The organism is Shewanella sp. 10N.286.52.E4, assembly GCF_041468785.1.
Classification (GTDB): domain Bacteria; phylum Pseudomonadota; class Gammaproteobacteria; order Enterobacterales; family Shewanellaceae; genus Shewanella; species Shewanella electrodiphila.
In genome coordinates this window covers 121,484-136,084 of sequence record NZ_JBFRJJ010000019.1, presented here as the reverse complement: position 1 = coordinate 136,084, position 14,601 = coordinate 121,484, and the positions used below count along the sequence as shown (strand labels likewise).

General features: G+C 41.4%; 12 protein-coding genes. 4 read left to right on the top strand and 8 right to left on the bottom strand.

Annotated features, from left to right (window positions below; genetic code table 11):
- Positions 1-140: 140 nt before the first annotated feature.
- Both AB4153_RS10275 and narQ read right to left on the bottom strand, forming a co-directional pair.
- Entirely contained in the window at positions 141-770 is a 630-nt protein-coding gene (locus tag AB4153_RS10275; RefSeq protein WP_102528203.1) for a response regulator, read from the bottom strand.
- The gene (narQ, locus tag AB4153_RS10270; RefSeq protein WP_371997296.1) at positions 763-2,502 is read right to left on the bottom strand and encodes a nitrate/nitrite two-component system sensor histidine kinase NarQ; all 1,740 of its coding nucleotides are present in this window, start codon (positions 2,500-2,502) and stop codon (positions 763-765) included. Before narQ ends, AB4153_RS10275 begins: the two co-directional genes overlap by 8 nt.
- Before the next feature lie 243 nt (positions 2,503-2,745).
- On the opposite strand from narQ, the gene nrfA reads away from it, so the two are divergent.
- On the top strand, positions 2,746-4,146 hold the full coding sequence (gene nrfA, locus AB4153_RS10265; RefSeq protein ID WP_102528204.1) for an ammonia-forming nitrite reductase cytochrome c552 subunit: 1,401 nt from the start codon (positions 2,746-2,748) through the stop codon (positions 4,144-4,146).
- Between the two features lie 171 nt (positions 4,147-4,317).
- On the top strand, positions 4,318-4,764 hold the full coding sequence (locus tag AB4153_RS10260; RefSeq protein ID WP_371997295.1) for a GFA family protein: 447 nt from the start codon (positions 4,318-4,320) through the stop codon (positions 4,762-4,764).
- 25 nt (positions 4,765-4,789) lie between these two features.
- Here the strand turns inward: AB4153_RS10260 and AB4153_RS10255 are convergent, their stop codons facing one another.
- From AB4153_RS10255 to lpxL, 4 genes are all read right to left on the bottom strand, one after another.
- Positions 4,790-6,466 carry a M16 family metallopeptidase gene (locus AB4153_RS10255; protein WP_371997294.1) on the bottom strand — a complete coding sequence of 559 codons (1,677 nt, stop codon included), beginning with the start codon at positions 6,464-6,466 and terminating at the stop codon, positions 4,790-4,792.
- On the bottom strand, positions 6,466-7,878 hold the full coding sequence (locus AB4153_RS10250; protein ID WP_371997314.1) for a M16 family metallopeptidase: 1,413 nt from the start codon (positions 7,876-7,878) through the stop codon (positions 6,466-6,468). The genes AB4153_RS10255 and AB4153_RS10250 overlap by 1 nt, the downstream gene beginning before the upstream one ends.
- Before the next feature lie 223 nt (positions 7,879-8,101).
- Positions 8,102-9,067 carry a L,D-transpeptidase family protein gene (locus AB4153_RS10245; RefSeq protein WP_102528206.1) on the bottom strand — a complete coding sequence of 322 codons (966 nt, stop codon included), beginning with the start codon at positions 9,065-9,067 and terminating at the stop codon, positions 8,102-8,104.
- Between the two features lie 327 nt (positions 9,068-9,394).
- Positions 9,395-10,321, bottom strand: a complete 927-nt coding sequence (lpxL, locus tag AB4153_RS10240; protein WP_248955536.1) for an LpxL/LpxP family Kdo(2)-lipid IV(A) lauroyl/palmitoleoyl acyltransferase — start codon at positions 10,319-10,321, stop codon at positions 9,395-9,397.
- A gap of 104 nt (positions 10,322-10,425) precedes the next feature.
- Between lpxL and hldE the strand changes: the two genes are divergently transcribed.
- On the top strand, positions 10,426-11,856 hold the full coding sequence (hldE, locus tag AB4153_RS10235; RefSeq protein WP_229371432.1) for a bifunctional D-glycero-beta-D-manno-heptose-7-phosphate kinase/D-glycero-beta-D-manno-heptose 1-phosphate adenylyltransferase HldE: 1,431 nt from the start codon (positions 10,426-10,428) through the stop codon (positions 11,854-11,856).
- A gap of 79 nt (positions 11,857-11,935) precedes the next feature.
- Here the strand turns inward: hldE and AB4153_RS10230 are convergent, their stop codons facing one another.
- Positions 11,936-12,172, bottom strand: coding sequence for a hypothetical protein (locus AB4153_RS10230; protein ID WP_371997293.1), 237 nt, complete (start codon positions 12,170-12,172; stop codon positions 11,936-11,938).
- Here AB4153_RS10230 and AB4153_RS10225 point away from each other — a divergent pair.
- On the top strand, positions 12,141-12,971 hold the full coding sequence (locus AB4153_RS10225; RefSeq protein ID WP_371997291.1) for a hypothetical protein: 831 nt from the start codon (positions 12,141-12,143) through the stop codon (positions 12,969-12,971). The genes AB4153_RS10230 and AB4153_RS10225 overlap by 32 nt on opposite strands.
- A 95-nt stretch (positions 12,972-13,066) precedes the next feature.
- Here the strand turns inward: AB4153_RS10225 and AB4153_RS10220 are convergent, their stop codons facing one another.
- On the bottom strand, positions 13,067-14,425 hold the full coding sequence (locus tag AB4153_RS10220; RefSeq protein WP_371997290.1) for a MipA/OmpV family protein: 1,359 nt from the start codon (positions 14,423-14,425) through the stop codon (positions 13,067-13,069).
- Positions 14,426-14,601: the final 176 nt, after the last annotated feature.

Genomic DNA, 14,601 nt, shown 5'->3' with positions numbered 1-14,601 from the left:
AAACGTTAAGAACTAAGTGTTAAGTTAACTGTTAATCTTGGCAGTTCAGTCTTAGTGTTTACAAACAAATGCTCGTGATTGCAGACATTAAAAAGGCGCCTCTATTATGAGTCGCCTTTTTTAAATCAGTCAAAAATAAACTAGTGGTTTAAATATCTCACTGCCATTTCTGTTCGCGATTTTGCGTTTGCTTTACGGAGTAAATTTTTCACATGAACTTTCACCGTACCTTCACTGATATGTAAATCTTCAGCGACGACGCGATTACTCTTACCTTCAGCTAACTCTTTTAAAATCTGCAACTCACGCGGGGTTAATGATGCAATCCAAGTTTCATCATTATCAGCATTTTTCAGCTCATAGATGTACTCTTCAACTTCATCACTAATAACGCGATGGCCAAGCATGGCTTTTTTCAGTTGCTCCAGTAATAAATCTGGCTCAGTGTCTTTAAGAAGATAACCATCTGCACCGGCTCGAAGTAAACGAATCACGTCTTGCTTCGCATCAGAAACGGTTAGAATAACAATCCTTGCGGTGACGCCTTCTTGGCGCATGGCATTCAAAGTATCTAGGCCAGACATGCCTTTCATATTCAAATCGAGCAAGATAATATCTGGCTCATCTTCACCAATCGCAGTCAGTGCGTCTAACCCCGTTCCTGCTTCACCAAACAGTCTAAAGTCACTATCTGAAGTGATTAACTGACAAATACCACGTCGAAGTAGCGGGTGGTCATCTACTACTAATACTGAATAAGGTTTACCCATTTAAAGGCTCCTGCTGGGGTGGAAATACGAGGGAGACAGTTGTGCCGCCCTGCGGATTATTATCAAACTTGACAGTGCCATGCAGTTTCGTTGCACGCTCGTACATTATTCCGAGACCAAAATGCTGATCGCGTTCTTTTAAATGCGACACGCCAATGCCATCGTCCTTGATATTGATATGTATCATATCAGAATTTGCCAAAAAACAATCAATTTCTATGCGTGAAGGTTTTGCATGTTTAATTGCATTGATTGTTGCCTCGCGAGTGAGTTGCAATACATGAATGTGTTGCTTGGCAGCGAGTAAATGCGGTGATAACTGGTAATTTAGCTCAATAATGATCCCTGTCTGTTTACGAAGTTGCGCTAACATCACTTCAATGGCTTGACCTAAGTTAGGATCTTTAATGGTTAACCTGAATGTAGACAGTAACTCCCTAAGCTGGCCATAAGCAGTGCTGACGCCATCATTAATGTCCACTAGTTGGGTCTGCACATCTTCAGTCATGCAATTAGGCTCAATTTTTTTGCGCAATAAGCTGACTTGGATTTTGAGATATGAAAGTAGCTGACCTAAAGAATCATGCAGCTCTCTGGCAATGACGGCACGTTCTTCCATTAACGCGAGTTGCTGTCTTTCTTCTGTGGCATTGTGGATAACAATGGAACGAGTCAGCATCATGGCGAAATTGACAAATAACATGTTGTTAAGTGGTTTGAGAGATACCACCTCAATATAACCGAGATTTTTATCTTCTAGTTGTAAGTTGAACTTAACTGGCTTGACCTCTGTATGTGCATTAGGGTCTTGTACCGCAGGGTCTAACCAGCCATTATCTGCCTCAATACTATCAATGGTTTCGTCATCGTGTTCAATCACTAAACGAACATAATCTAATGCTTCAAAGTCTTTGAGCTGAGTAAGTGCAGTGCTGAGTGCTTTATAGTCGAGGCTATCGGCGTGTAATCTGATGAGATTGTCATACAAAAAACTTAGCTCGTTGTTTGCTCGTGTCAGTGCGATGGTCTTTTCATTGACCTGGCCTTCTAAATCTTGATAAAGGGTATCGAGCTCTGATGCGGTTTTCTTAAAGGCTTCTCCGAGTGCATGCAGTTCCATATATTCTGTTTGTGGTACATCAACTTTGAATTTACCTTTTGAAATAGAGTTAGCGACATCCATCAATTGGAGTATAGGCTGTACCATTCTCTTGCGGGTATAACGTGTTGCGGCGATGGCGACAATTAACATTAAGAATAAACCAATGATTTGACCAATCACCAATATCCGCAGTTTTAGTGCAGCAAAACGCTCCATTTCCAACACTAATATATCTATGGTATCAACAAAGTCTTTTAAAGAGTCACTGTAATCTTGACGCTGATGATTCTCGATGAAAAAGCGCATTTGCTCCCACTTATCCACCACCAACAGATATTGCTGAGATAATGCATCAGGACTGTACCAGGTTAATGAACGCTCTAACGCCTCAGAATGCAGAGTCGTTTCAAACTGATTTATCTTTTCTTGCAGCAGTTGTTCATCACGCTCTAAATACAGTTTTAAACGATAACTTTGCATACGCAATGAGCCGGAAGCATTGATAGCTCTGGCGTCACCAATACTGAAACTTAGATTGATAATTGAATACACAGCTAAGCTGGAAGAAATGAAAATTAAGACTAACATTAGTCTTAGAATAGTGGAGGTGAGACTGCCTCTTTTAATCATTTGGTATCCAACTTAAGTCTGTTTTAACGGGAATTTTAAGCAATATTTTACATTAGAGATTACTGTAATATATTAACAAGTATTCAAAAGTGTGATGTACAACATATTAACATATTGATCTAGCGCAAGCTTATTGCCTAATACTCATAAAGGGGTATTCTTAATTTAACCTTAAATGGATAAGTTTGTTCATGGAGATGTCGTGAATATTTAAAATAAAATGTAACACGGAGATGAACGGTGATGAAAATGAAAGCAAAAGTTGTTGCGCTTAGTGCGTTGATGGCAACCAGTTTTATGATGACTAGTGCGATGGCTAGTGATAAAACTGAACCAAGAAATGAAGTATATAAAGATAAGTATAAATTGCAATATGAAACTTGGCATGCGACATCAGAAAGCGATGAAATCGTAGATGTGTTAGCAGAAGATCCAAACCTGGTTGTGTTATGGGCAGGTTACGGTTTTGCTAAGGATTATAATAAGGCACGTGGTCACCACTACACAGTGACTGACTTGCGTAATACATTACGTACTGGCGCCCCAACTGGACCAGATGATGGCCCAATGCCTATGGCATGTTGGAGCTGTAAAAGCCCAGATGTACCTCGTATGATCGAAGAGCAAGGCGAAGACGGTTACTTTAAAGGTAAATGGTCTAAAGGCGGAGCTGAAATCGTTAACTCTTTAGGTTGTGGCGATTGTCATGAAAAAGGTTCACCAAAATTACGTATTTCTCGTCCATATGTTGATCGCGCTTTAGAAGCTATCGATAAGCCATTTGATAAAGCGTCTCGTAAAGACAAGCAGTCTATGGTTTGTGGTCAATGTCACGTTGAATACTACTTCGAGAAAACTGAAGACCGTAAAGGTTACGTGAAATTCCCATGGGACAACGGCACAACTGTTGAAGAAATGGAAGTTTACTATGATGCAATCAACTTTGCTGATTGGACTCACGCGATTTCTAAAACGCCTATGCTAAAAGCACAACACCCTGGTTATGAAACCTGGATGCTAGGTATGCACGGTAAAAACAACGTAAGTTGTACTGACTGTCATATGCCACGTGTTGCTAAAGCGAATGGTAAAGGCAAATTCACTGACCATAAAGTGGGTAACCCTTTCGATCGTTTCGACGAAACTTGTGCAACTTGTCATGAAGGTAAAACGAAAGAATTCATGATGGAAGTGACTCACGAGAATCAAAAGAACGTGACTGAAATTAAGCTAAGAGCTGAAACTCAACTTGTACATGCTCACTTCGAAGCTGGCGCAGCTTGGGAAGCAGGTGCAACTGAAGCTGAAATGAAGCCTATCCTAATGGATATTCGTCACAGTCAGTGGCGCTGGGATTACGCTACAGCATCTCACGGTGTTGCAGCTCATGCTCCAGCAGAAGCGTTACGCATCTTAGGTGGCGCAGTTGATAAAGCAGCTAATGCACGTATCAAACTGGCTCAACTACTTGCAGCTAAAGGCGTGAAAATGCCAATCGCTATCCCTGATATCTCTACTAAAGAGAAAGCGCAGGAAGCATTAGGTATGGACATGGATAAGATGAATGCTGATAAGCAAAGATTCTTAAAAGAACTTGCTCCTAAGTGGGATGCTGAAGCTGAAAAGCGTGAAGCGACTTACTAAATAAGTTTGCTCCTTTAAAAATATCTCTATTAAAAGCCCTCATTTGAGGGCTTTTTTATTGGTTATTTATTGATTCAGGGGGGAGTTATTCAGATAGTTTTGACTTCATTTGTGGCTGAGGTAATGATAAATACTCAATCAATTGGCAATTTAACCATTAAGGAATGAGTTATGGGTATGGAACAGCAGGCGGTTGAAACAGTTGAAACAAATAAACCTGTTATTTTAGAAGGCGGCTGTTTATGTGGCGCAGTGCGATATCAGCTATCTGCCAAGCCATTTGATGCCGATTATTGCCATTGCAAGCAGTGCCAAAAATCGTCTGGTGCCGTATTTCAAGTATGGATGGATTTTAAACGCGAGCAAGTAACCTGGCTTAAAGGCGAGGTGAGCGAATTTGAATCTTCAGATAATGTTCGTCGTGGTTTTTGCAAGCAATGCGGTTGCACATTAAGTTATCGGGATACGCGCTACCCTGATTATTTCACACTGACCATTGGTTCTTTAGATGAGCCGAGCTTAATTAAACCTAACTATCATATCTATACATCAAACCAAGTGAAGTGGTTATCGATTACTGATGACTGCGAACGTTATCAGCAAGAAAGAACTTCGTAGCCTGTGGCGTCAGTTTTCTTATTTGTTAGTCGCGCGCTGAAATCAATTGTACTTGCCAGCTTGGTAGTTTTTGTCGAATATCTGCGCTGATTTTATCTGCGTCGCCACGGATGACGACTGTGGGGGGATGGGATAAAACATGATTCGAGATTTGTAAAAACTGTTCTGGGGTAAGCTGGCTTATTGCGTTGACTTCCTGTTGCGCTTGCTGAGTTGTTTTGCCTGATAAAATATTACGTATGTAATTACTTTCTTTACCAAAAGTCGTGTCCAATGCCAGTTGTTGCTGTCCAATTAAATAGGTCGAGACTGCATTTAACTCAGCTTGACTAACAGTGCTTTCGGTCAGTAGCTGAGTATGGTCAAGTATGCCTTTAATAAAGGCCCCTGAGTTTTCTAGTGCTGTGCTGCCATAAAAATATAAATACTGACTAAGTGGTGCATCAACACAGCGGCCGTATATCCCATAGGTTAATCCGCGGGTTTCACGTAAATCGTAGAATAATCTGCCGCTGTAACTTCTACCTAATAATGGTGCGATGGTTTTACAACCTACACTATTATTCGTTGCCGTTTGTTGGTGGTGATTCAATAAGTTGTTCGCATTTTCGCTAACAAAACCGACTCTCACCTGTGTTTGCACTGTATCTGGCGCATCAATGAGATAAATAGTGGCTGTGGGAGTTATTTGATCTTTGGGAGTAACCTCAGAGGTTAAAGTTTTTGTATTATGGACAGTGTTGCTGGCTGTGTTATTCAACATGCTATCACTGGTATTGGAGTCATGTAGCAGCCAGAGAGGTAAACTGTCATTAATCGTTTTGCTATGCAGGTTTTCAGCTGTTTCACGTTCGATTAGAGGCTGATTCAAAGTCTTTTGCGAATCATGATTAAATGAATTTTCTACATCATTAGTAAACAAATGCCATTGCAATCGCTCACGGGTAGTAAGTTGTAAGTGCTGCAATTGCTTAAAACCTGCTTCGGTGTTTTCAAGAGAGTCTACTAATCCCTGGTTGTCGAGACTTACATTATAAGGATGCTGTGGGCCGAGTAATTGACTGCGAAAGACTTTATCGATTTCTGAACCTGTGAATGCACCAATGTGTTTATTGAGTTTTAAGTTTCTTTGTACTGTTTCAATATTGAGGTTAGTTAACGCATTTTCATCCCAAAATGCCCAAACTAATGATTGCATTTCATTAAATGGCGCAGAGCATTGCATTGTGATAGCGATACTATGCAAGCTGGCTCTAAAACGGATGCTGTCATAGCAGGCGGCAATATCTGGCTTATGTTGCTGTTGGTTTGCTAGCTCTTTACGGCGTTGAGAAAATGCTTCGATAAGCACATCAGGGTTTTCAAGCGATGCACTAGGTGAAATCCCAATAAAATAAACTCGATTGAGTTTTGGTTGGCTTACAGCGTCTTCTTGATTAACAGCCCATTGGTGAATTGATAGTTTGTCATTGATATTAATACTATTTGGTTCATTAGATACTTGCGTACTGGTATTTCCCTCCTTGTTATAATCTCTGATTAAAGGCGCCGATAATGATGGCAGTTTAGGGGCGTTGTCTAATTCAGCAAACTGAGGCACTTTAGGCGGTTGTGACTCAGTAAAAATGACAGGGGAGTGCTGGCAACCTAATAACAAAAAGCTAGTTAAGATGGTTAATAGGCTCAAGTGATAAGTTCTCATTATAGCGCCCACCTTTCTAGTTTCTCTGAAAACCCTTGAGGTAAGATTTCAAGTAACCCTTTCCCCCAGCGAATATACCAAGGCGGCAATAAATCGACTCGCACTGCTTTATCAATAAAGTATTCTTGAGTGACCCGCTGAATATCAGCTGAAGTGACGGCTTCGGTTCGGCGCCATGGCTGAGTTAATGGAAAGAATTTATCACGTTTAGAGGTGTTCGACAGGTATTTTGCTAAGGTCTGACTGTTTGATAATTGCTGGTTAATATCATTGAGTGCAACGGTTTTTAACGTGCATAAAGCTTGGTCGTTGAGGCCGTTTTCTATGACTTGACTAAATAGTGATCCAACCAAATTTTGTAGTTCATCTAAAGAGGTGTTTGCTCTAGGGACGAGGACAAGGTTAGTGACACCGTGATTTTCCATGGTCAATGGGATCGAGTAGCTGAGCATTTGTGGTGGGTTTTCTAATGTGTTGGCTGCGAGCGCACTTTTAAGATTTTGAAACAAGTGGCTTTGTAAAAGGCTTACAGCTTCATAATCAGGGTGCTGTCTGCCGACAGTGTGCCATGCCATTAATAATGCAGGCCAAGGGCCTCGCTTATCAATGATTTCAGTTTTAGTGGCCGTTGGAGTTACTGATACGGCAGAAAACTCGTCTAGGTTGTGTTGAGGTGCTTGCCAATCAGCAAAATATTGTTTGATGGTATTTGTGCTATCAATATCAATCTTGCCCACTAAGGATAGCTGCATCGCATCGGGGCGATAATAACGCTGGTGAAATTGTTCAAGTTCGGCTGCGGTTGCACTCGTCACATCCGCTTTACTGCCAATGATGGCATGAGCATAAGGGCTGCCTGCGACTTGGGAAAGTAAATACTCCATTGCAGGTCGAAGATAAGGTTGATTATCTATGCTAGTGGCCATTTCCTCTAGCACTGCACCTTGTTGGTTTTTAACTGTGGTTTCAGATAGTACAGGACGGATAAACCTGTCAGCTTCAAGAAATAAACTCAACTCCAATGCTTGCGCGGGGACAGTGACATAGTAATTGGTATAGTCAAAATGTGTGCTGGCATTAAAGCGGGCACCAATGGCGCTCATTTGCTGAGGGTAACTTTCGTTAGGGGCGTTTTCGCTGCCTTTGAATAGCAGGTGCTCAAACAAATGCGCATATCCTGTTTGCCCAGCTATTTCGTTACGTGAGCCTACGTTAAATTGACTTGCAATAGCGACAGTGGATTGCTGCGGTCTATTTAGCTGTCTGACGATTAAGCCATTATCCAACTCAGTGAGGCTAATTTGGCGTTCAATTTGACTAAGCTGATTAAATTGACTGGAAAGCTTGCATTGAGACGCGGCCAGATTGAGTGGCATTAACCCTATGGCTAGTGAAAACAAACAGGTAAGCATTAATGCTAAAGGGAGGGTTTTATCTTTAACTCCCATCAACAGCTGAGATGTATTCTGCTTGATACCAGTTTTCAATCTATCACCATGAGTAAACTAACAATGGCTTTTTAGATTACTGATTTGTGGTGCGTTACTCAAGTTGGAATATGCAGGTTAGCGTTGGGGGGATGCCTAACCTCAATCAAATCTGATTGAGGTTAGATTGAGGCTTTAATGGAAAGAGTTACTCTGAATCCGCTGGCGCAGCGTCTTCATCTAATTGCGCATGTTGAATGCTGTTAATGCGAGTAGGCATCCCGGTTCTTTGCTCTAATAAACGCTTTAAAGTAAATGAGTCGGTTTCAGCATGAGCCACAATAGAGGTGATTTTCTTATCTAGCGTTAACGGTAATTGCTCAGATGACTCAAATTGCTCAATGGTTTCTGATAAAGGTTGGTGAACCTCTAAGTAACGATTACCGTCAGGCTCAATGGTGGCCTTAATTGGTTGATTTACGAACTCTACTCGAGTGCCAACGGGCACTGAATTAAATAGGTGCTCAATATCTTCATCGCGTAATCTCACACAACCTTGACTGACTCGAAGGCCAATACCAAAAGAGGCATTCGTTCCATGTACGGCAAAATAGTTACCTACGTAAAGTGCGAACAACCCCATTGGATTATCAGGGCCAGCAGGCCATACATCAGGAAGCTCTACACCTTTATCGGCATAAATTTTCCGAGTGTTTTGCGTCGGAGTCCAAGTCGGATTGGCGCGCTTTCGATACACTTGAGTGACCCAGTTTTCTGGGGTGTCACGGCCAACTTGTCCGATACCAATGGGTAACACTTCAACTGTGTTTTTACCCTTTGGGTAATAATATAAACGCATCTCTGCGCTGTTGATTACAATGCCTTTGCGAGGGGTATCGGGCAAAATAAGCTGGTGAGGAATGACTAAGGTACTGCCGGGTTTTGGTAGGTAAGGGTCAACACCAGGATTAGCTTCCATCATGTTGCTCAAGCCTAATTGGAATTCAGCAGCAATGGCTTCTAAAGTGAGCTTACCTTCAGGCACAACATAATATTGGTTTTCACCAATTAAGCGGCTGTCTTTAGCGGGCAAACGATATTCTACCGCGGCAGCGTTTAAGCTGGCCAAGAGGGTAGAAACAGCAATCAATGAAGCGCAAAACGACTTTAACATAAGGGCGATGTGTTCCTAATTATTGGTTTAGTAACTTAACAATGTAACAAGGCGTCCATATAAGTATTTGCCAAAGCGATTAGAAATCCGTATCTAAATCATCACTCAGCGTAGAGATCATGCTGAGTCATTTGTTGAAGCGATTAAGTTTGGCATCCTTGATCATTTCTTAATTGATTTCAAGTTGCCGATACACTTTATTAGCGTTTTCTCAATTGCTTGTTGAAATAGGTGACCGAGTTTAGCCACCTTTTATTTTCATTTTTGACGTTTAAAGTACTACTTAGTCAGTTTGCTGATTCAATTAAACAGCTTTTAATGCAGCATTTATTCGTATAGCGATGGTGTTTCTTTGGTTGGCCGAGTTTTAAATCGTCTATGTAGCCACATATATTGAGGACGATTTTTATCAATAATCGTTTCAATTATTTTATTACCACGAATGGCGTCAGCGAGTTCATCTTCACCTGGGAAGTTATCCAATGGCGGCATAATCTCCATATGGTAACCATCATCATTACTATTGCGTTCGACAAAAAATGGCAGCACTTTAGCGCGGCCAAGTTTCGCAAGAGTGGTGGCGCCAGTAATAGTTGCAGCATCTGGTACAGCATATAAAGGAATAAATACCGCACTTGAACGGCCAAAATCTTGGTCTGCGGTATACCAAATCACATCAGGATTTCTCAAGCTTCTTACCATATTACGCAGGTCACGTTTAGGCACTAATCCTTTATTTGAACGTAGACGTCCATTCACCTGTAGGTATTCCATCACAGGATTATCGTGGGGGCGGTATACACCAATTCCAGGTTGGAATTGACCAAACATTCTTGCGCCCATCTCTAGTGGCAAGCAATGCACGGCAAAGAGAATAACGCCATGGCCACTATCAAGCGTGTCAGTGACATGTTGATCGCCTTTCATGGTCATATGACGCTGTATTTTATCGTTAGACCACCACCATGCATTGATAGTATCGAAAATGGCTTTACCCGTTTCTTCAAAATTCTGTTTGAGTAGGGTATCTCTTTCTTGTTGTGGCATATCAGGAAAGCAAAGCTGTAAGTTACGTTCAGCAGTGTGCTTTCGCTTTGCTGCAAATTTGAGTACTAATCGACCCAGTCCTGCGCCCATTTTCATTTGCCAGCGTAAAGGTAATAATTGGGTAAGTCTCATAAAACCAACACCTAACCATAACGGCCAATGTTTCGGGTGTAATAAATGAGAACCAAATTGCGCTTTTTCTACCACGTGTAACTCACCCCAAATTCAAAATTAGTTGCTATTCTAACTTAATTTTATAGCAAAATTAGGTACAATCACCGTTTAATGTCAGCAAAAAGAAAAAGTTTATTATGAAGGTATCTCTACCAGCATTCGAAAAAGCCCGTGTTTTAGTTGTCGGCGATGTCATGCTTGACCGATATTGGGTTGGCCCTACGGGTCGTATTTCTCCTGAAGCGCCTGTACCTGTAGTGAACATTAATGAAATTGAAGACCGTCCAGGTGGAGCTGCAAACGTAGCATTAAATATTGCAGCGTTAGGCGGCCAAATTCAGCTGGCGGGTATTGTTGGGGCAGACGAGACTGCTCAAGCACTGACTGTAGGGGTTCAAGCACAAGGGGTTGAGCCTCGTTGGTTAACTGTGGCTGATAAGCCAACGATTACTAAGTTACGTGTGTTTTCCCGTAACCAGCAGTTAATCCGGTTAGATTTTGAAGAAAAATATGCCAAAGCTGACAGTGAAAACTTATTCAGTAGTAGTGAAGCTATTTTAGATGATGTCGATGTTCTCGTGCTTTCTGATTACGCTAAAGGTGCTATCGATACTCCTGTTGAGTTTATTGCCAAAGCACGTGCTAAAGGTGTCACTGTGTTAGTTGACCCTAAAGGCACTGACTTTGCTCGTTACCGCGGTGCATCTTTATTGACACCAAACATGAGTGAGTTTGAAGCTGTTGTTGGTACGGTAACAGACGAAGCAGATTTAATCGCTAAAGCAAAACAGCTGATTAAAGAACATAATTTTGATGCCATGCTGGTCACTCGCTCTGAAAAAGGCATGACGCTTATCAGCCAAGATGAAGCTGAGCTGCACATTCCGACAGTGGCGCGTGAAGTTTACGACGTCACAGGTGCTGGCGATACTGTAATATCTGCGCTAGCTACCTCGTTGGCTGCAGGAAGTACGATGGCGCAGGCCTGTTCTATTGCAAACATCGCAGCAGGTGTGGTTGTTGCTAAGTTAGGTACCGCCACTGTTAGTCGCATTGAGTTAATTGAAGCGCTTGCGTTAAATCAAGGCGAGTCAGGTTTCGGTGTCGTCACTGAAGATCAACTGGCTTATGCCCTTGAGCAAGCACGGTTACGCGGTGAAAAAGTCGTAATGACCAATGGTTGTTTTGATATTTTACATGCAGGACATGTGAGTTATTTACAACAAGCAAAAGCCTTAGGGGATCGCTTAATCGTTGCGGTAAATGACGATGCTTCAGTGAAACGACTTAAAGGTGAAGGAAGACCCGTAAACCAAGAAGATCGCCGTATGGCTGTGCTGGCTGGTTTAGCGTCTGTCGATTGGGTTATTCCTTTCAGTGAAGATACTCCGCAACGCGTTATCAGCCGTTTATTACCAGATTCGTTGGTGAAGGGTGGTGATTACAAAGTGGAAGAAGTGGCTGGCGGTACTGAAGTGATGGCTGCTGGTGGTAAGGTTGAAATTCTTGGCTTTGAAGATGGCGTATCTACCACGGCAATAATTGAAAATATTATGGCTAAAAAATAGTGTTAAAACCGGCACTGCTAGTTCTTATCAGTGCCGTTAGCGTTAGCCTATTGTTGTTGGCTAACGCTGACGCTAATTTTCATTCTGATTCAACTTCAACTTCAACTTCAACATCAACATCAACATCAACATCAACATCAACATCAACATCAACTTCAGAATCAACACCAATATCAACTTCAACTGCAGAATCAACATCAATACTAAGACTTACGCCATCACAAAATTCAGTTCCAACGTCTTCATTAAATTCTACACCTGCGATAAATTCTTCTAAAGAAAGTGTGCAATCAAGTTTATACCCTCGTGAACCCATAGCAGAAAAAAGTGCACTTATTTGTCGTATATCAGATTATGCAAAGTGCCTTGCACAGCTTCCTGTAGCTGTAACTCGTCAGTTACCAAGTCATAATGATATTGCCAATAGTCTAGGTTTTAAAAGCGCAGTGGTATTTCCTGTTAATAATGAGAATGTGGCAGGTTTGATTGTCATTAATCGTGTTCTTCCTTTGGTATATCAAAATGTGGCGCTTAATGGACAGATTTACCAATTAGACTTAGCACAGCAGTCACAGTTAACCTTGTGGCACGAAATAGGCCACTTACAGAATATCGCTTTGCAAGGCAAAGGGTTACCAAGTGAACTAACAGCCTATGAACATGAATGGTTAGCTGATGTTTACCTTGTTTGGCGTCTAGCGCAGTCGGATAGTTTAACCCTTGCTTGGCAACAGCTTCATCGACGTAATATGGCAGTGATTAACGACAGAGATAATATCAGCCACTGGAGCTCCCCGCAGTTGTTATGGTTGCTGACTCATTATTCGTTAGAAGAAATAAAACAGTTTGAGCATTATCGTGACTTCATTAGCGCAACCTACCCACTCAGTCCGACTATTGAAGCCACTGAAATGAAAGAAATAGCGAGCCTTATTCAGCGCACATTTAATCGCGGAGTTATGCCGGTTTTACCCAATTATATGTTTTGGCGCCAGGCTAGATTAATTGAAGTTTTACAGCCTACATTGTCGATATTAATGGGGGATGAGAATGCAAATCAATGGCTCATTGAGCAGTTTGCTGAGGCACCTACCTACTTTGATGCTAAATATTGATGCTGAATAAAACAGCCTGTCATATCAATGATGACAGGCCTCGTATATATATTGTTTAGTTATGTGTAGTTATGTTTAGTTATGTTTAGTACGAACTAAAAATGCCATTGCACGTAAACGGTGTTGTAATTACTGCCACCTTTAATGCGTCCAAAAGCAGAGCTGGTTTCAAAAATACCTGAACGGTGATGGATGCTGTAACCCAACCACGCATTTTGTAGAGGTGCATAGTTAAAGACATCGCCAATGTTTACATCGAAAGAGAAGTCTAAATAATTTAATAGTTTAGATGGGCGATAATCTTTTTCATCAAGCTCACTACCTTCAATATAAGTGACTTCGGAAACATAAGATAATCCTTCTGCGACACCGATGCGGAAACGCCAACCTAAATCAAGGGTGTAGAACGCTTTTACCCCAATAACCCCTTCAGCGAGGTTGTCTTGTACTTCAGAGTCATGATGCCAAACACCACCCGCAGTAAAGTACAGATCAATAGGTAACGTAAATAAGCTATCGGATAATGGAATACCATAAAACAAAGAGGTGAGCTGATTGTTATACCTGTCGCCTTTTGCATTGCCAGTTAAGATTTCGTTGAGATTTGAAGGCGTAGCCCAGCCGTGAGCAACACGTAAAAATTCACCGCTTTCTTTAGGTACGGGATTGGTATTTGGGCGCTTAGCATCGGGATAAAAACCGAAGCCAAAAAAGGATTCAAATTGATATTGGTTTTCAATGGTCGGTAAATCATAGATATCATTTTCAAGGCGAGTGACCCCGAAATTAGCTAATAAGTATAAATTGCTGGCTAAATGATAACGAGTATTTAAGCCAGCAGAAAAGGCAAGCCCTGCGCCAGGGTCTATCTGGTTAAAACCATAATAATGCTCATTAAAGGAGTTACTTTTCCACTGAAACTCTGCAAAAGGGTTTAATTGCCAGTCGCCAGCAGTCCAGTGATACTGGGTGCGGGTGTAACCATAATAGCGTTTATTACCGTCACTCATAAAAGCAGCGTCAGCTTCTAAACCCTCTTTTTGGAACCGATACTGGATACCAAAATCAAACGCATCAGATTGAGTTTCGTTTTGATATTCTTGTGGAATATCAACAAAACGAAAGCGACTGTAGATATTTACTTGGTGTTCATCATTCTTCCATAAATGTACACCACCTTCTAATCCGTCTAAAAAGAAATAGTCATTTTCAAACTCAATTAGTGGCATGACATCGGTGACGACATCGTCTTCGGTGGCATAGGGAATATCAGCACGGCGCATTCCAATCCCTACGCCCCATTTACTTGGAAAGTACTCTACGGTCTTATCAGTGTGTGTGCTTTCGCTTGTTTTGTTGCTTGCTAGTGGTTCAACTTCTACATTTTCACTGGCGGTCACAGATAGTGGACAAATGCATAAAAAGAAAGGAATAAGCTTCGAATATTTAGACATAAACTTAACTACCAGTAATAAATGAAATAAATAATTAACAATTGAGTAGGAAGTGTAAAGCGACTAAGTGTCAGGTTTTACAGTAACTTTGGAAGGATTATAGCATGGCATTTTTTTTAATATGACATAACCGCTGATTTTTATAGCAAGTTGTTAACGTCTTTAATCAAATACAA

What these genes read in the sequence shown, in the direction of transcription:
- AB4153_RS10230 (WP_371997293.1), bottom strand. Translation starts at nt 12,172, where the DNA reads ATGGGTTCACGAGGGTATAAACTTGATTGCACACTTTCTTTAGAAGAA.
- AB4153_RS10220 (WP_371997290.1), bottom strand. Translation starts at nt 14,425, where the DNA reads ATGTCTAAATATTCGAAGCTTATTCCTTTCTTTTTATGCATTTGTCCA.
- AB4153_RS10260 (WP_371997295.1), top strand. Translation starts at nt 4,318, where the DNA reads ATGGGTATGGAACAGCAGGCGGTTGAAACAGTTGAAACAAATAAACCT.
- AB4153_RS10275 (WP_102528203.1), bottom strand. Translation starts at nt 770, where the DNA reads ATGGGTAAACCTTATTCAGTATTAGTAGTAGATGACCACCCGCTACTT.
- AB4153_RS10245 (WP_102528206.1), bottom strand. Translation starts at nt 9,067, where the DNA reads ATGTTAAAGTCGTTTTGCGCTTCATTGATTGCTGTTTCTACCCTCTTG.
- narQ (WP_371997296.1), bottom strand. Translation starts at nt 2,502, where the DNA reads ATGATTAAAAGAGGCAGTCTCACCTCCACTATTCTAAGACTAATGTTA.
- AB4153_RS10255 (WP_371997294.1), bottom strand. Translation starts at nt 6,466, where the DNA reads ATGAGAACTTATCACTTGAGCCTATTAACCATCTTAACTAGCTTTTTG.
- nrfA (WP_102528204.1), top strand. Translation starts at nt 2,746, where the DNA reads ATGAAAATGAAAGCAAAAGTTGTTGCGCTTAGTGCGTTGATGGCAACC.
- AB4153_RS10250 (WP_371997314.1), bottom strand. Translation starts at nt 7,878, where the DNA reads ATGCTTACCTGTTTGTTTTCACTAGCCATAGGGTTAATGCCACTCAAT.
- hldE (WP_229371432.1), top strand. Translation starts at nt 10,426, where the DNA reads ATGAAGGTATCTCTACCAGCATTCGAAAAAGCCCGTGTTTTAGTTGTC.